General features: G+C 47.1%; 14 protein-coding genes. 5 read left to right on the top strand and 9 right to left on the bottom strand.

The window, feature by feature from the left end:
- Positions 1–121 precede the first annotated feature (121 nt).
- From WA407_RS12790 to WA407_RS12780, 3 genes are read right to left on the bottom strand one after another with little or no spacing between them, the layout of a single operon-like run.
- A complete protein-coding gene (locus WA407_RS12790) occupies positions 122–1,765 on the bottom strand; it encodes a UDP-glucose--hexose-1-phosphate uridylyltransferase (RefSeq protein ID WP_336077488.1) in 1,644 nt (547 codons plus the stop codon).
- A 17-nt stretch (positions 1,766–1,782) separates the two neighbouring features.
- Complete coding sequence (gene galE / locus WA407_RS12785; RefSeq protein WP_023989887.1) at positions 1,783–2,772, bottom strand: UDP-glucose 4-epimerase GalE; 990 nt, start codon at positions 2,770–2,772, stop codon at positions 1,783–1,785.
- A 1-nt stretch (position 2,773) separates the two neighbouring features.
- Positions 2,774–3,952 (bottom strand): galactokinase, encoded by a 1,179-nt coding sequence (locus WA407_RS12780; protein ID WP_235308854.1) that lies wholly within the window; start codon positions 3,950–3,952, stop codon positions 2,774–2,776.
- A 220-nt stretch (positions 3,953–4,172) separates the two neighbouring features.
- Here WA407_RS12780 and WA407_RS12775 point away from each other — a divergent pair, with 220 nt between their 5' ends.
- A complete protein-coding gene (locus tag WA407_RS12775; protein WP_235308853.1) occupies positions 4,173–5,039 on the top strand; it encodes an AraC family transcriptional regulator in 867 nt (288 codons plus the stop codon).
- A 126-nt stretch (positions 5,040–5,165) separates the two neighbouring features.
- On the opposite strand, the gene mgrA is transcribed toward WA407_RS12775, so the two are convergent.
- The 4 genes from mgrA to WA407_RS12755 form a co-directional block, all read right to left on the bottom strand.
- A complete protein-coding gene (gene mgrA / locus WA407_RS12770; RefSeq protein WP_235308851.1) occupies positions 5,166–6,164 on the bottom strand; it encodes an L-glyceraldehyde 3-phosphate reductase in 999 nt (332 codons plus the stop codon).
- Positions 6,165–6,248: 84 nt separating this feature from the next.
- Positions 6,249–6,989 (bottom strand): NAD-dependent protein deacylase, encoded by a 741-nt coding sequence (locus tag WA407_RS12765; RefSeq protein ID WP_235308849.1) that lies wholly within the window; start codon positions 6,987–6,989, stop codon positions 6,249–6,251.
- Complete coding sequence (locus tag WA407_RS12760; RefSeq protein ID WP_235308847.1) at positions 6,986–7,756, bottom strand: HAD family hydrolase; 771 nt, start codon at positions 7,754–7,756, stop codon at positions 6,986–6,988. Before WA407_RS12760 ends, WA407_RS12765 begins: the two co-directional genes overlap by 4 nt.
- Before the next feature lie 14 nt (positions 7,757–7,770).
- Complete coding sequence (locus WA407_RS12755) at positions 7,771–8,577, bottom strand: alpha/beta fold hydrolase (RefSeq protein ID WP_235308845.1); 807 nt, start codon at positions 8,575–8,577, stop codon at positions 7,771–7,773.
- Between the two features lie 314 nt (positions 8,578–8,891).
- Between WA407_RS12755 and WA407_RS12750 the strand changes: the two genes are divergently transcribed.
- The 3 genes from WA407_RS12750 (at position 8,892) to ilvD (ending at position 12,384) form a co-directional block, all read left to right on the top strand.
- Positions 8,892–9,926, top strand: a complete 1,035-nt coding sequence (locus WA407_RS12750; protein ID WP_336077487.1) for an acyltransferase family protein — start codon at positions 8,892–8,894, stop codon at positions 9,924–9,926.
- 176 nt (positions 9,927–10,102) lie between these two features.
- Entirely contained in the window at positions 10,103–10,351 is a 249-nt protein-coding gene (locus WA407_RS12745; RefSeq protein ID WP_029515716.1) for a KGG domain-containing protein, read from the top strand.
- 344 nt (positions 10,352–10,695) lie between these two features.
- Entirely contained in the window at positions 10,696–12,384 is a 1,689-nt protein-coding gene (gene ilvD / locus WA407_RS12740; RefSeq protein ID WP_023989895.1) for a dihydroxy-acid dehydratase, read from the top strand.
- Positions 12,385–12,470: 86 nt separating this feature from the next.
- On the opposite strand, the gene WA407_RS12735 is transcribed toward ilvD, so the two are convergent.
- A complete protein-coding gene (locus tag WA407_RS12735) occupies positions 12,471–13,919 on the bottom strand; it encodes a polysaccharide deacetylase family protein (protein WP_336077486.1) in 1,449 nt (482 codons plus the stop codon).
- Between the two features lie 178 nt (positions 13,920–14,097).
- On the opposite strand from WA407_RS12735, the gene WA407_RS12730 reads away from it, so the two are divergent.
- Positions 14,098–15,252, top strand: coding sequence for an AI-2E family transporter (locus WA407_RS12730; RefSeq protein ID WP_254325046.1), 1,155 nt, complete (start codon positions 14,098–14,100; stop codon positions 15,250–15,252).
- Here WA407_RS12730 and WA407_RS12725 read toward each other — a convergent pair.
- On the bottom strand, positions 15,240–17,015 hold the full coding sequence (locus WA407_RS12725; RefSeq protein ID WP_336077485.1) for a peptidoglycan D,D-transpeptidase FtsI family protein: 1,776 nt from the start codon (positions 17,013–17,015) through the stop codon (positions 15,240–15,242). The two genes, WA407_RS12730 and WA407_RS12725, sit on opposite strands and share 13 nt — an antisense overlap.
- Position 17,016: the final 1 nt, after the last annotated feature.

Genomic DNA, 17,016 nt, shown 5'->3' with positions numbered 1-17,016 from the left:
TTCGGTTACAGGAAACAAATATGCTTTATTTTCAGAAAAAAACCACACTCCTTGAGGAGCATGGTTCCATGTCATATCTTGGGAGGGTTCTCGTAGTGTATTATGTGCTGCACCAGCGATTTTATTCTCCCAAAGTATATCCCAATTGTTTCATAAAACGACCAAACGCCTGCTGCCCGGACTCATTCCGTTTATACACTCCTGCATGCTCTAAAATTTCACTGAATTTCAGTCCAACCTCATTTTGTACGGTACGAACAGCCGTTTCCTTGTCAGGCAAACGACCGAACCGAGTGTTTAACTGATAAATCCAGTCTGCATGCTTAAACAGTGGATGTCCTTCCTGCTGCATAGCCACAGCCAGTTTGTCATCCCCACACAAAATATCTGCAATCCCATCCAGTTCATCCTTGAGCCGCCCCGGTAATATGGCAAGTCCCATAACTTCGATCAGACCGATATTTTCCTTCTTGATGTGATGCATCTCGCGATGAGGATGGAAAATACCTTCCGGATACTCTTCACTCGTTCGATTGTTACGCAGTACGAGATCCATCTGATACCTGCCTTCGGAATCTCGGCGCACAATCGGCGTCACAGTATTATGTGGAATCGTTTCCCCCTCCTGCTCTGTATGAGAGAGGACATCAGCTACAGGATCACTATAAACTTTCCAGGCTTCAAAAGCAGCATTTCCCGCCTCCAACAGCGCCTCGGCATCTATTGACGTAAAACGGATGACCGACATCGGCCAGTTTACAATCCCTGCTGTAACCTGCGGGAACGCTTCATTATGGTATACACCGTCCACACCCGCTTTTTCAATTGGGAATGTATGACGACCACCCTGAAAATGATCATGGGTCAGGATCGATCCGCCGACAATCGGCAGATCCGCATTGGAGCCAATAAAATAATGCGGAAACGCTTTCGTAAAGGCCAGCAATCGCCGCAGTGTATCCTTCGTAAGCTTCATCGGTACATGATCATGATGGAACACGATGCAATGCTCGTTGTAATACACATAGGGTGAGTATTGAAAAAACCACGGCTCCCCATTCAATTCCACCGGAATGATACGCAGATTTTGACGGGACGGATGATTTACTCTTCCTGCATATCCGACGTTTTCACGGCATAATTGACACTTGGGATAAACAGGCGGCGGCAAAAGCTTCGCCATCGCAATTTCTTTAGGACTTTTTTCTGGCTTGGACAAATTAATCGTGATTTCCATATCTCCGTAAGATGTCGACTGATTCCAGTACACATTGCTGGCAACCCGATCCATTCGAATGTAGTTCGAATCGATGGATAATTGATAAAAAGCATCTGTCGCCGCCTCTATGCCACGTTTATCCTCCGTTTGATGAAAGTCACGGATGACTTCAGACGGTCTCGCCATCAACAGTCCCATGATTTTGGAATCAAGCAAATCGCGATACGTATCTGTGTTTTCAGGGATAAGTCCTATGGCAAAACCATAATCTATCAATACATTAAGCACAGGCTGGAGAGCTTCGGGGGCCATAATGCCCCCTGCTTCCCCACCTGAATAAGGCTCCGAAAACCCAAACTGCTCCAACAGCAGATTACGGCTGTAATCTGTATCTTGCGGACCGATCAAGCCCTTGTTTTGTGCGAATGCAACCAGTTGTTCCACCGCATATAGAGCCGATTGCTGCACAGTTTCGTCGATGTCATGGGCCAGATGCCGGGAATGTTCCCGGCCTTGGCCTTTATCTGTGGATTGGCGCTCGCTCATATGTCATCGTCTCCCGTCTATTCGTCGCCGTAGCCGTGAGGGTGCGACTGATGCCATCCCCATGCTCCGCTAATAATATCCTCCAATTGGGTACGTGCTGGACTCCAGCCCAACACCGAACGAGCCTTGTCAGAAGATGCAACCAATATCGCTGGATCTCCTGCGCGGCGCGGCTCTGTAACAACTGGAATGTCGAGTCCAGTGACCTTGCGTGCCGTCTCAATAACTTCTTTCACAGAGAAGCCCTGTCCATTGCCCAAGTTGAATACGTTGCTGTCATTGCCTTCGCGCAAGTAATTTACTGCACGCACATGAGCATCTGCCAGGTCACTCACGTGAATGTAATCCCGAACACACGTGCCGTCAGGTGTCGCATAATCCTCACCAAACACAGCGATGTGTGGACGTTGCTTCAAGGCTGTCTGGAGCACTAACGGGATCAGATGGCTTTCTGGTCGGTGATCTTCACCGATCTTGCCGCTCTCATGCGCACCAGCCGCATTAAAATACCGTAAAGACACATATTTGATGCCTAAAACTTTATCAAACCACGACATCATGCGCTCCATCATCAGCTTTGTTTCACCATACACGTTGGTTGGCTCTGTACGGTCTCCCTCTTCAATCGGCACCTTTTCCGGTTCGCCGTAGGTAGCCGCAGTAGAGGAAAACACGATTCGGCGCACTCCAGCATCCTTCATCGCCTCCAGCAAGCTCAGCGTGCCAAATACATTGTTGTCATAATATTTACCAGGATTTTGCATGCTTTCTCCAACCAGCGAATTGGCTGCAAAATGGATAACTGCATCGATACTATTTTCAGAGAACAGTTTGGACAGTAGTTCTTTATCCCTCAAATCCCCTTCATACAACTTGCCTCCAAGCAATGCTGCTTTGTGCCCGGTTTGCAAATTGTCCAGCACCACAACTTCTTCTCCCAGATCCAACAGTTCTGCTACGGTATGTGAACCGATATATCCAGCTCCACCTGTGACTAAAATGGCCATGTTATTCGTCCTCCTTCAGTTCTTTTACTCCGTCTCCTGCCTTGCATACATAAAAGCTGGCTTCCAGCCCTGTGCGGGTCTGATAAGCTTCGCCGACTTCCTTCACAAAACGTTCCACATCGTCCTCATGAACCAATGAAACCGTACAACCTCCAAATCCGGCTCCTGTCATACGAGCACCCAGCGTGCCAGGAATGCGTCGTGCTTCTTCAACCATGACGTCCAGCTCCGTGCAGCTGACCTCATACAAATCGCGCAATGAATCATGAGAAGCATTCATTAACTGACCAAAAGCTGCAAGTTCATTCGCTGCGAGAGCATCGACAGAGGCCAGCACACGAGCGTTTTCCTCCACCACATGCTGTGCCCGCCGACACACTGTTTGGTCCGCGATGTGATGCTGAAGCTCTCCGAAACGTGCCTCATCCAGCTGAGCGAGGTATTCCAATGACGGCTTCTGCTGCTGTAAAATGGACAGTGCTTCGGCACACTGGCTACGACGCTCATTATAGGCTGAGTCCACCAAACCGCGACGCTTGTTTGTATTGCCGATCACGAGCTTATAAGCCCCCGTGCGGAATGGCACTTTACGGTACTCCAACGTATCGCACATCAGAAGAATTGCATGATCAGCTGCTCCGTTCGCTACAGCGAACTGGTCCATAATACCGCAATTGACACCAACGTAATTGTTTTCTGCCCGCTGGGACAACAAAGCGATTTCGACCGTATCTGTTTCCTGTTTTTCGATCGTGAGAAACGCATATCCTGTAACAACCTCAATGGAGGCTGAGGAGGATAATCCAGCACCATTCGGTATTTCTCCATGATAGAGCAGGTCATATCCGTTAGACGGATGAACTCCCTTTTCAGCCAACTCCACCAGCACACCCACCGGATAGTCCACCCACTCATCCGTTTTGTTTTTACCTATTTCTCCACGGGGGATAGACACTTCATACGACAGGTTTGTCGAAGCAAAATGAATTTCATCATCATTGCGCGCACGAAGGATTAGCGTCGTTCCGAATTCCAGCGCAGCCGGGAGTACATAACCACCGTTATAGTCGATATGCTCTCCAATCAGATTGACACGTCCAGGTGCATGAAATATCCGCAGTTCATTGCTGCTTTCACCATATTTTTCAATAAAATGTTTCTTTAATTCAGTAGAATTCATATCCGCATCCACCTCATATACCGTTAGTAAAGGCCCTCCTGATTTCCCTGTAACATCTTAATCAGGTTGACATCTCTTATGATTTCAGTATAAATGAAAGCGTCACACAATGTAATGCATCCATGTGTTTAAGCTATGGATAAATGTGACTTGGATATGTACAATGTAAGTATACCGCATCCGCTAAACCATTCACAAATGCAGGAAGGATGACCCTATTTTGCAAGCGTATTCATATAGTTATGCCGTCGCCTCTAATCCGGTGTTTTATGAAAATAGCCCGCTGCATGTGCTTTTTGCAGGAGAGAGCCAAACCAAATCCGGTCATGCCGTGGGGCCGAAAATCTATGATTACTATCTGCTACACTTTGTAGAATCGGGCAGAGGTATCTTCCGAACGGAACAGCACACATATCAGCTTGAAGAAAACGATTTTTTCCTTATTCATCCCGGTCAGCTGGTGAGCTATACCTCTGATGAAGAGGAACCGTGGCGTTATCGTTGGTCTGCGTTTACCGGGCACCATACTGAGCAGGTGGTGCAGGAGGCCGGGCTACGTGTTCACCAGCCTGTCTTTCATGCTTCCGATCAAAGTCCCATCCCCGGTTATTTGGAGCAAATGCAATTGGCCTTTTATAGCAGAAAATCTAGTTCTCATCTATCAGCCTTGGGCTATTTGTATCTGATTATGGGGGAAGCAGGCAATTACCTGAGTGACTGGACTGATCCGTCCGGGGCGGATTCGCAAATTCAACGTACAGTCAAGCAGATGGTTCAATATATGTCCACTCAGTACGCACACCCCGTTTCCATTGAGCAAATGTCTGAAGGACTTGGTTATAATCGTGCGTATTTGTCACGGATATTCAAAAAGGAAACGGGGATCTCCCCCGTCACCTATCTGCTTAAGCTAAGAATCGACAAATCACGTCAACTGCTGCGTGAACGTCCTGAACTATCGGTAGAGCAAGTGGCCGCTTCGGTCGGACTAACCGATGCCTTATATTTCTCACGTCAATTCAAACGCTTCTGTGGTCAGTCTCCAACCGAGTACCGAAGCAAGGTTAAGCAGTATCCACAGTCGTAAAACAGACTTAAACAGCCCGCATCCTTCAAACGGATACGGGCTGTTAATTTATATTGTATAAGAGAACACGAAATTAGGCCGATGACTACAAATTAACTTTCGCCATTAGGCTGTGCCGCCGTCCTGTCAGTTCCCGGCATTCAGAATCGAATCAATCCGATCCAATTCCTCCTGAGAAAAGTCCAGATTGGATAAGGTAGCAACATTTTCTTCAATTTGGCTTACACGGCTTGCCCCAATCAAGACAGAGGTCAGACGTTCGCCGCGCAGAGCCCAGGCCAGCGAGAATTGAGCCAAACTTTGTCCGCGTGCAGCAGCCATCTGATTCAGGGCGCGTACCTTACGAAGTGTCTCTGGCGTCACATGGTTCTCATTCAGGAAAACCGAAGTACTCGCTGCACGTGAATCCTCGGGAATTCCGTTCAAATATTTATTGGTCAGCAATCCCTGCGCCAGCGGGCAAAAGGCAATGCTGCCTACCCCGTTTTCGTCCAGTACATCTTGTAATCCGTTTTCAATCCAGCGATCAAGTAAGGAGTATTTCGGCTGATGAATCAGAAGCGGTGTTCCCAACTCCTTCAGAATGCGAGATGCTTCTGCCGTTTGCTCCGCACTATAATTGGACACACCCACATACAGCGCTTTGCCGGAACGTACGATATGATCCAGTGCTCCCATCGTTTCTTCTAGCGGCGTATCAGGATCAAATCGGTGAGAGTAGAATATATCGACATAGTCCAGCCCCATCCGCTTCAGGCTCTGATCCAGACTAGATATCATATACTTGCGAGATCCCCAGTCACCATAAGGTCCTGCCCACATATTGTAGCCCGCTTTGGTAGAGATGACCAACTCATCCCGGTACGGTTTCATATCACTGGCTAATACTTGTCCGAAAAATTCCTCAGCTGATCCCGCAGGAGGGCCATAGTTATTAGCTAAATCAAAATGCGTAATTCCCAGATCAAAGGAGCGCGTAATCATGCTACGACCATTCTCCGCGTTGTTAATCCCGCCAAAATTGTGCCACAAGCCCAGCGAAATAGCGGGCAGTTTTAGACCTGATCTCCCTGTACGGTTATATTTCATACTTTCATAACGATCTTCGCCAGCTAAATAAACCATGCTATCCCAGCCTCTCTCGAAACATTGTAATGTCCATCACAACATCATCATAGCGCTTTTATCCAGGCATTGACAAGAAAACGATTACAGACCTAATTGATGAGCAAGTTTTTCCATAACTTTACCGATTGGATCAGTGATCAAAAGATCCGCCTTATGATCATAAGAGGTGGGATCTGTATTCAGCAGCACTGTATGTTTACCACGAAAATAAGTAATCAAGCCCGCAGCGGGATGTACTGTCAGCGACGTTCCTCCAATTAACAGCAGATCAGCCTGCGAAATAGCCTGAACGGATTGAATAATGGTATCCTGATTCAGCTCCTCCTCATATAAAACGACATCCGGTTTGATGATTCCTCCATCTATTGGACATTTAGGTACAACCTCAGAGCTGTTCATCACTTCATCTAGGCTGTAAAAGCGTCCGCATTCCATACAGTGGTTCCGATGCACCGAGCCGTGAAGTTCCAATACATTCACACTGCCGGCAGCCTGATGTAAGCCGTCAATATTTTGGGTCACAACCGCTTTTAGACAGCCTTGCTTTTCCAATGACGCGAGGAAATGATGACAACCGTTCGGCTCCGCATCGGGATGCAGCATTTTGCTGCGATAGAAGTCGAAGAACACTTCAGGATGCTTCACAAAAAATGAACGGCTCAGCATAACCTCAGGCGAATAAGGCAATTTCTCCTCACTTTGATACAGGCCAGCTGCCGAACGAAAATCCGGAATACCACTTTCCGTCGATGTGCCTGCACCGCCGAAAAAAACAATATTCTGTGATTGCTGTATCCATTCCGCCAACGTATTAACTTTCATACCCTACGCACCTCCAGTTCTTCATATCCACGAACAACCTTATCCGCATCCAGCAAATGACCAGAACGTTCTGCTTCTGGCGCAAATCCAATAGCGAGCCGCACTCCGGCACGTTTGCCCATCTGCATGTCCCCATTGCTATCTCCGATGACTACCACGTCCGCCGGCGACAATCCTAGTAATGCGCAGGCTTTTTCAGCCATTTCCGGGTCAGGCTTACCATATGTAACCCTATCATGTCCGATAATCTCATCAAAATAGGATGTCAGCCCCATCCACTCCAAATGCTCCTGTGCAGCCTCTGTACTGTCAGAGGTCACAACCGCTAGCTTCAGCCCGGCATGGCGGCTTTGCTCCAGCAATGTCCGCAACCCTGGAAACACCTTCGCTGCCCGATGTCGCCGAATATCAGCCATGGCCGTTTTATTAAAGTCGCGGACAAGCCGTACAGCTTCATTCCACGGTACACCAGCATTATAAAGCTGCCAAGCCAGTACCCCCGTACTTTCGTCCACCGTCCCCATGGCCAGCGGGCCAGAAGGGTCGTAACCGATCACACGTCCCTCCTGATCGTGAACAGTACCTAGAACGGTACCTTTTTCCACCGTAAAACCGGCACCTGCCACGGTAAGATGCTGCTCCATCATATCCAGTATAGAACGAGCCCAGGGGCCCCACAACTGAATAAAATCCAGCAACGTTCCATCTTTATCTAATAAAATACCACGGCATGGGTACCGCTCCCCCTGCACGATCAGCTCAGACATGCAGCACACCTCCTTTACTGATTCTTAGAAGCCACATCCACACTCTCCTTCATCCAGTCCTGTAAAGCCGTTACCGTCTGATTCCATTGCTCCGCAGCGCTAATTTTTGCAGGATTATCCCCTTTTTGGACACCATAACTGCCGAATTGGGCATGATTTCCCCCTTCGACTGTAAAATACAGCGTGTTGGCTGGTAAATAAGTTCTTCCACTTTGGACATTTTCCATCTGGATGACTCCATCATCACTTCCCAGTAGAGAAATAACGGGCAGATTTTTATCCTTTAAATTACCCTTGTTATCCGGGTAGGAGGCGAGGAAAAATACACCTTTGACCTGATCAGGATGTGCAGCTGCATATCGGGCCGCCATTACACCGCCTAACGAATGGCCTCCAATAACAAACGCTTCTTTCGGATATGCCTTTAGCACTTCATTCGCTAAATCCGGGGAGATCAATGTAAGGTTCAGTGGCATTTTTGCAATGATCACATGATGACCCTTTTCCGCCAGACGGCGTGCCAACGGCGCATAACTTTCGGGCTTCACCAACGCCCCTGGATACAAAATGACTCCGGTTCCGCTTCTTTTTTCAGGCTCAAAACCAACCCAATGTTCTTGTTCATTTACTTTCACAGCATCCGCTACTTCGGCTAATGCAGCAGCAGCTGTCTCGTCAGGCTGATAAGGCGTAAATACCTTCCATGCCCCCCACCCTGCGATCAGTACAATGACAATCAGGATGCCTAAGAGAATTTTCCATATTTTCCGAGGACCACGTGTCCCATATGAATTGTATGATCTTCTTGTTCTTCTTCTCATTGTAAAAGTTCCTTTCGCCTTTTGTACCTCGAAATTCGTAATTTGAATATAAAATGTGTCGCTGTATTCATCAGCGTAACTATAGCCTTGTTAGGGTAACATCGTTGTACATACAGGGTCAAATCAGCATACATTTCCAGGTATTAGCCCATCTTTCTCCGGTGTTCAAGCATTCGCCACATAATAAGGACATGGTAGCGCTTACTGTTGTGAAAAAAATCACAATGATAAAGTCCAGAGTATCGTACCTTGTTCCTTGTAAAGAATTATTTTTTAAATAGTTTAGTCGGCAGAAGCCGTTCGGAGGGAAACACATGACGACAAGCCATGATGTACAAGGGGAAAGCTTCTTTCTCAATTTGCGATTTCTGTTGATCATATGCGTATTTGCAGGAAATGCCCTGGAGCCTCTAGTCGGTTCACTTCAAATTGCCCAACAATGGTTCAGCTGGATATTCATGTTCCATATGCCGTTGTTTGTACTCGTTACAGGCTACTTTGCCAAATCATCTTTGACCGGACCAGCAGGCCAAAAAGTTCTGCTTCAGATCGGTATGCAATATCTTATTTTTCAATCGCTCTATTCGATCTTGGATGTTGCACTCTTCCACGTTCCCCATATCCATCATTCTTTTTTTGCTCCTTATCTGCTACTCTGGTTCCTCGCCAGTCATATCTGTTGGAGACTGCTGATGCTCGCTCTTCAGAAAGTACCGCCTGTCTTCCAATTAGGTATATCCGTGCTGCTGGGTATCCTCGTCGGGTATCTCCCTGTGGATGGTATATGGCTGAGCGTATGCAGAACCTTTGTTTATTTGCCTTACTTTGTAGCAGGTTATCATTTGAATTATGTGGACGTTCGACGGTTCTTCACAACACCAGTCCGCATAGTCGCTGGCATTGTATCTCTTCTGCTTATGGTACTGGCGGGAACGTCGTATTTCGGCATCCCGGCAGGCTGGCTGTATGGCAATATGACTTACGGTGAATTGGGCCATACCGAATGGTACGCAGGAATTTACCGCATCGGCATTTATGGTGTTCAATGGATAGCATCGATGGCGTTTCTAAGCTTTGTTCCGGCCGTCACAGGACGTATAACCGAGATGGGACGACGGACACTATATGTCTTTTTACTCCATGGCTTGATCGTCCGTACCGTCGTTGCAAAGGGAGTCTACGAATATATAGATACTCCAGTGGAAGTCATGTTGATTGTAGTGTGTGCTGCAGGTCTGTGCTGTATGTTGACCATGCCTTGGGTTCGAACTGCAACAAAACCTCTGATTGAGCCACAGGTAGAGTGGATGCTAAAGCCAGCTCCTTATCCTTTTAGACGGTCCGCGTAATCTTTTTATCCCTTTTTTATTTAACATTGAACACGCGACAACCCACTTACAGACGAACATGTAAGCGAGTCTCCCCTCTCTTTACTCCACTTAGAGCCTGTTTCATACAGGCGTGATGTGGTAAGTAAAGGATGCGCGCAACAAAAAACAACTTTTTTATTAAGGAGTGATTTGTAATGGCACGTAATCAAAATCAGGAGAAAATGAGTCGCGAAGAAGCAGGTCGTATGGGGGGAGAAGCTACTTCCAAGAAGCACAATAAGGAATTTTATCAGGAGATTGGTAAAAAAGGCGGGGAAGCAACCGCAAACTCTCATGATAAAGAATTTTATCAGGAAATCGGCAAAAAGGGCGGCGATGCTACAGCTGAGTCGCATGACAAAAATTTCTACAGAGACATCGGTCGTAAAGGCGGCAGAAATTAAGCTGTAGTGTCATATTCCGCCCTCCTTTAACATAAAAACAAGCCTGAGCCCATCCGCTTTATTGCGAAATGGGCTTTTCATATTTTACCTGATACGCAAACCTATCAGTATACATATTTCTAATAGAATCACATTCTAACCTCTTCTAAATGCAATATATAGACAAATAAAACTGGTCATATCTATATATTGTTGATTACAGAACACTTCTTGTACTTTTTCAAAATCTTCATATATGTAGAAAAAAGCTCACATCTATGATAGACTCTTTAGAAAACATCTGCGCTATCACGGCGTCCATTGAACGCCATACTATTTTTATACTTTGGGGGGAAACCAGCATCATGACAGCTAAGACGAAAATGCGTTCCGATATGATTAAAAAAGGCTTTGACCGCGCTCCTCACCGCAGCTTGCTGCGCGCAGCGGGTGTCAAGGAAGAAGATTTTGACAAACCGTTTATTGCGGTATGCAACTCGTATATTGATATCGTACCGGGCCACGTCCATTTGCAGGAATTTGGCAAAATTGTCAAGCAAGCCATTCGTGAGGCAGGCGGTGTACCTTTCGAGTTTAACACCATCGGTGTAGATGACGGCATTGCCATGGGGCACATCGGTATGCGTTATTCTCTGCCGAGCCGTGAAATTATAGCTGACTCTCTGGAAACTGTCGTTTCCGCTCACTGGTTTGACGGCATGGTTTGTATTCCTAACTGTGATAAAATTACCCCTGGCATGATGATGGGCGCATTGCGCGTTAACATTCCAACTATTTTCGTCAGCGGCGGTCCTATGAAAGCTGGTAAAGACAAGAACGGACGCTCTATTTCCCTGACTTCCGTCTTTGAAGGCGTAGGTGCATATCAGGCTGGTAAAATCGACGATCAAAGCTTGCTTGAATTAGAACAATATGGCTGTCCGACATGTGGCTCCTGTTCAGGGATGTTCACAGCGAATTCCATGAACTGTCTCGCAGAAGCGATGGGTCTGGCTATGCCGGGTAACGGCACCATTCTCGCTGTAGCAGAAGAACGTAAAGAATTCGTTAAACAATCTGCACGCCAATTGATGGAATTGATTAAGCTGGATCTTAAACCACGTGATATCGTGACTAAAGAAGCTATTGATAATGCATTTGCATTGGATATGGCAATGGGCGGTTCCACGAATACCGTATTGCATACATTGGCACTTGCCCATGAAGCAGAAGTGGACTACCCTATCGAACGTATTAATGAAGTCGCAAACCGCGTACCTCATTTGTCCAAATTGGCACCTGCTTCCGACTATCATATTGAGGATGTTCATAATGCAGGCGGCGTAAGCGCAGTGCTGAATGAATTGTTGAAGAAACCGGGCGCACTGCATGGTGACTGTATTACTGTAACCGGAAAAACCATTCGTGAAAACGTAGAGGGTCAGGAAATTCTGGACACTAACGTTATCCATAAACTGGACAACCCTTATTCTGAACGTGGCGGTCTGGCTGTATTATTCGGTAATCTGGCACCGCAAGGCTCCATTATCAAAGTCGGTGCAGTTGATCCTTCGGTTGGTGGTTATCACAAAGGTCCTGCTATCTGCTTTGATTCACAGGAGGATGCACTGGCAGGTATCGCCAACGGTAAAATTAATGAAGGACACGTTGTTGTTATCCGTTATGAAGGTCCAAAGGGCGGACCTGGTATGCCTGAAATGCTCGCTCCAACTTCACAAATCGTGGGCATGGGGCTTGGTGCCAAGGTGGGTCTGATTACAGACGGACGCTTCTCAGGTGCTTCCCGTGGTATCTCCATCGGTCATATTTCCCCCGAAGCCGCAGAAGGGGGACCTATCGCTTTTGTTGAGGACGGCGATATCATTGAGCTGGACTTGAACAATCGTAAGATTGAGCTCCACATTACGGACGAAGAATTCGAACGTCGTCGCGCCAACTGGAAAGGCTTTGAGCCGAAGGTGAAAACGGGTTACCTGGCACGTTATTCCAAGCTGGTGACGAACGCAAGTAACGGCGGAATTATGAAAATCTAAATGCTTTGCCAAGATAGGATTACTTTATGAACGGCTAAAAAGCCTCTCGATCCCTAACAATGGATCGAGAGGCTTTTTTTATTAGGTCAATTGCTTGATCCTGTATCCGCTGCTTGTGAAGCCCTGACTGATGTCTGAACAGGATTAGCCTCTTCGGTCACTTCACGGTTGAGTGTATGGACAACATCCCTCTGATCAGTTTGATCAAGAGCTTGGTCTGAGCGGAGTGAACCTCCCTGATGAAAACGGTCAAACAAGGTATCCATTGGCATCACGATCAGTTTCGGTACCATTACATCTTTTTTTTCACTCAATTGCTCTGAACCCGAAGGATGAATAACACGAAATAACAGCTTTAGATATACAGTGGACACATGCTTGAACAGTCCTTTGGGAAGCTCCCGAACTTGAAATCCCAACTTCTCTGGTCCCCGATGAATCATACTTACTGCATAGATCGCCTTTACACCCTTCATTTCAGAATCATGTACAATGCGTTGGGCCAGATCAGGAAGTTGTTTTTTCACAATCCTAATCAATTGAATAGCTAGATGTACCATCGACTTAGCCGTCGACCCCAATTGAAATAACTTTTTATTATCAAAATGAAGCTCAATTATCGGGTCCCCTTTTTCTAGCCACCTGCTGTTCTCCATATTTACATTTGGCCCATGATAGATACGGCGACGATAATAAAAGATCGTATCCTCCTGACTTACGGGACGAAGACGAAACAAAACATGGAATAGCCGCTCATACTGGAGCCATCCACATACCAGCGTTCTTTTTGACCAGCTCGTACTGAACATCTCGGAGGCAGTAGGTTGATTGACAGACTGACGGCAAAACAATGTATCCACCCGTACGCTGCGCAGTTGTCGTTCTTGGGCGACCCTCAGCAGCTTCTCCAGTGCGATTAGCATATTCTGGGGCGCTTCCGCGTCTGCCCCCAATGTCGTACCACAGTCATGGAGCAGCATCACCTCGCCACCCCTTAGCTTTTTGAGCATTCTCTCCGCCAATTGTTTCGCTCCAATGCTTGCCTTCCAATCTCCGAACATGGAGGACCATAATACGATTCGACGGCCATGGGTGTTGGAAATATCAAAAAAGTTCACTATCCCCCAAGGTGGGCGATAAAAGGTCGTTCCCTCGCCAGTTACTCGACGGATGACTGACTCTGTCTGGGCAATTTGTCTTCTGACCGTAACAGGCCGCATAAGCCAATTCGATTTGTGTACATAATTATGAATACCGATTAGATGACCTTCAGCATGCATGCGTTTCAGAAGTTCAGGGTGTTTTTCTGCATTCATCCCAACAACAAAAAAAGTAGCCTTGGCATCAAAACGCTTCAGTAAATCAAGCAGCTGTGATGTATACACTGGATCAGGACCATCATCAAAGGTGAGCGCATATTCTTGCTCACTTTTACCGCGCCGGAACACCCGGAACCCAAATATACGACTAACCAGCGCCGGAACAAAAGCATAAAAAGTTGAAATGTAAAACATCCATAACAGCAAAGTCTGCACGTTTTATCCCCACTTTTCTATTCAGAACTCCCAAGCAGGCTTCCTGAGGAAAACTCACTTACTTATATGTTATCACAATGACGTAAACATGCCGAGATTTCGCGACTGCATATGGTCAGCATTGAGGTCCAATTTAGTGTACAATAAGTAAAAATCTTAAAGGAGTCGTTGTATACATATGCTTCCATTGTACAAAAAATATTGGCGTACCGTTTTTGATATCGGACTGATCGTATTAACCGTGTATTTAATTATGTTCGTATCCAGTAAACTGTACCAGCTGGCGGCACCTGTGTTCCTTTCGTTTGTCGTGTTCTGGTGCATTGAACCTGCCGCTCGTTATTTTCATCGCAAGGGAATGAAGAAGCCCTTCGCCTCTGCGCTCTCCGTATTGCTGTTTATCATCCTTTTACTTGCTATTTTTTTCGGATTAGGCCTGATTCTGGTTACGCAATTTACGAAAGTCGCGCAAAACCTCCCACATTATACGCAGATTATCCAAACGGAATTCACGCGGTATCTTCATCTTTCTCAAGATAAAATTGCTGCTTTACCTCCGGGTGTTACCGAACGTGTAAATGATTATTTTGCGACTGCTACCACCATTGCTACGAAATGGGCACAGCTAGGGTTATCCTTTTTCATACAATTCCTCAGCTCTTTCACTGTTTTTATGGGCAACTTTGCGGTTGCGATCATTTTAGCGTTCTTTTTAAGTATGGAAATTAATCTTTGGAAGGGCATTGCTCGTAGTAAAACACCCAAGACACTAAAAACGGCTTACCTTTTTCTAAAAAATCACGTACTTAAAGCTATCTCCGCTTTTCTCAAGGCTCAAGCTCTACTGGTAGGGATTACCTTTGTTCTCGTATTTATAGGTTTACTCATTTTGCAAGTGGATAATGCCCTCTCATTGGCGCTCGTGGCAGCTTTGTTTGATATCCTGCCCTTGTTGGGTGTGCCTGTTATTTTTATTCCGTGGGCAGTGTATTTGTTCATCACAGGCAATACTGGCCTGGCTGTAGGGTTGCTTATTGTCATGGCTGTCACGGTGATCGTCCGCCAGCTGGCAGAGCCTAAAATTACTGGTAACTCCATCGGTGTTTCATCTGCCTATCTGATGCTTTCCTTTGCCATTATATCGTTATCCATCTTCGGATTGGCCGGATTAATCCTGTCCCCCATTCTGATCATTTTGCTCAAGGAATTATGGCAGCAAGGTTATCTGCAGCAATGGATTCGGTTTCCGACAGAGGAATTTGACGAGCCTCCGTTTATCGTTAAAATCCAGGAGGAAGATCGTGAAGCTACCCGTGGAACTCAGGAGGATTGAGCTAACAGATCCATTACTTGACCAAACAGTGCTGTAGCTTGATTTGCAGAATGTGTTGAAGCATTTTGCACAAGGACGGCGACCGCATAACGAGGCCGCTCTATCGGACCATACCCTATAAACCACTGGTGATTGATAGGGTGACCGTTCTTCAAAGCTTGGGCGGTACCCGATTTGCCGGCCAGATTCCATGATTTATTACGCAAGGAGGCACCCGTCCCCTGTGTCACAACCTTTTCCATTGCTTCACGAAGCATGCGAGCCGTCGATGTCTGAATCGAGCGACTACCCTCGGATGAAGGTACAGCATGAGTAGGTAGTTCCAGTAAGGTGCTACCGTCTGCGTAGCTAATGCGTTTTACAATGCGTGGTGCACGTACTTGACCATCGTGCAGCAAGGTGACGATGAGATTAGCAGTTTGGAGAGGCGTCACCAGCACATCGCGCTGACCGATAGCTGTCTGTACACGTACGCCCGGATCAGACGCGTTCGTATGGGAGTCGAATACGGCTCCCTTTTCTTCGTGATCCAGCGGTCTGAATTGAGGTAGCCCTGCAAGATTCCGCTCCTGCCAGCCCACAGTTCGGCCCAATCCCAATGCAGAGGCTGTGGCCTGAATTTGCTCAGCATTAAGCCGTTCACCGAGATGAGCGAACACACTATTACAGGATACGGCAAGCCCTTCCTCCAGGTTCAGGGTACCGTGTCCTTCTTTTTTCCAGCAAGCCAGACCGTACTTGCCATATGTTCCATGACAATGGAATTGTTCCTGCGGTTGGACAGCACCTGATTCAAGTGCAGCAGCAGCCGTAACCAACTTAAAAATGGAACCGGGCGTTACCGCCTTGAGGGCACGATTAGACCAGTCTGTTTTTTTCTGCGGATCAACATGCCCGGGATTATAAAAAGGGCGAGACACCATCGCCAGTACATCCGCGTTGCCTGCATCGAGCACTACCACGGCCCCTTCTGCCAAATGACTAGATTCCGTCAGCTTTTCAATCTGTTCCTGTATAGGTAGATCAATTGTAGTTTGCACCTGTAAAGGATAGTGACCATTGGATGGAGCACTGACACGCAGCGGTACATGAGTCAATGGACGACGCTGCGCATCTACAAATCGGGAGACGAACGTTTCACCGACGCCGCTCAGCAGCGGCTCCAACGTTCTTTCAAGCCCCGCTGCCCCCATCGGCAGTTCACTCGCTCGGTCGGCACGTTCATACAGAAAGCCAAGCCATTGCCTGCCATTGGGCAAATCCCTGTAACGTTTCGCATAAGGTACAAGCTCAATAAGCGAAGGGGCTAGCTTCAGTAGCTTGCCTGCTTCATGCGGATTGATTTGTACGGGCTCTCCGCCCCCATCACGCCATATGAGCGGGGATTGCAGTCCTTTCCAGCGTGTCAGTAGTTGCTTCTTGTTCGTACGCAGTAGCTTAGCCAGTTCTTCGCCATGTATAGCCGCTTTGCCATCTACATCGGGAAAAAGCACTGGCGCCCATACGACTCCGCCAGTCAAGGGTTGCCCATGCCGGTCCGTAAACTGTCCACGTCCAGAGTCGATAGAAATGCCCTCCTGTCGCTGACGTGCTGACATTTCCTTAAGCGAATGCCCTCCATAAACAGACATATGAATGCCCGCTGTCCCCTGAATCCAAGCCAGTCGTAATAATAAAATCAGCAGTAGCGTCATCACCCCCAAGGCCATATATGCAATTCGACGTTTTCGTATGAAACTGCTACCACGCCTCGGCACACCCATC

The organism is Paenibacillus sp. 203, assembly GCF_037027525.1.
Taxonomy (GTDB): domain Bacteria; phylum Bacillota; class Bacilli; order Paenibacillales; family Paenibacillaceae; genus Paenibacillus; species Paenibacillus polymyxa_B.
The sequence above is the reverse complement of the archived record's forward strand: the minus strand, read 5'-3'. Positions and strand labels throughout refer to the sequence as shown.

What these genes read in the sequence shown, in the direction of transcription:
- WA407_RS12790 (WP_336077488.1), bottom strand. Translation starts at nt 1,765, where the DNA reads ATGAGCGAGCGCCAATCCACAGATAAAGGCCAAGGCCGGGAACATTCC.
- galE (WP_023989887.1), bottom strand. Translation starts at nt 2,772, where the DNA reads ATGGCCATTTTAGTCACAGGTGGAGCTGGATATATCGGTTCACATACC.
- WA407_RS12780 (WP_235308854.1), bottom strand. Translation starts at nt 3,952, where the DNA reads ATGAATTCTACTGAATTAAAGAAACATTTTATTGAAAAATATGGTGAA.
- mgrA (WP_235308851.1), bottom strand. Translation starts at nt 6,164, where the DNA reads ATGGTTTATTTAGCTGGCGAAGATCGTTATGAAAGTATGAAATATAAC.
- WA407_RS12765 (WP_235308849.1), bottom strand. Translation starts at nt 6,989, where the DNA reads ATGAAAGTTAATACGTTGGCGGAATGGATACAGCAATCACAGAATATT.
- WA407_RS12760 (WP_235308847.1), bottom strand. Translation starts at nt 7,756, where the DNA reads ATGTCTGAGCTGATCGTGCAGGGGGAGCGGTACCCATGCCGTGGTATT.
- WA407_RS12755 (WP_235308845.1), bottom strand. Translation starts at nt 8,577, where the DNA reads ATGAGAAGAAGAACAAGAAGATCATACAATTCATATGGGACACGTGGT.
- WA407_RS12750 (WP_336077487.1), top strand. Translation starts at nt 8,892, where the DNA reads ATGACGACAAGCCATGATGTACAAGGGGAAAGCTTCTTTCTCAATTTG.
- WA407_RS12745 (WP_029515716.1), top strand. Translation starts at nt 10,103, where the DNA reads ATGGCACGTAATCAAAATCAGGAGAAAATGAGTCGCGAAGAAGCAGGT.
- ilvD (WP_023989895.1), top strand. Translation starts at nt 10,696, where the DNA reads ATGACAGCTAAGACGAAAATGCGTTCCGATATGATTAAAAAAGGCTTT.
- WA407_RS12730 (WP_254325046.1), top strand. Translation starts at nt 14,098, where the DNA reads ATGCTTCCATTGTACAAAAAATATTGGCGTACCGTTTTTGATATCGGA.
- WA407_RS12725 (WP_336077485.1), bottom strand. Translation starts at nt 17,015, where the DNA reads ATGGGTGTGCCGAGGCGTGGTAGCAGTTTCATACGAAAACGTCGAATT.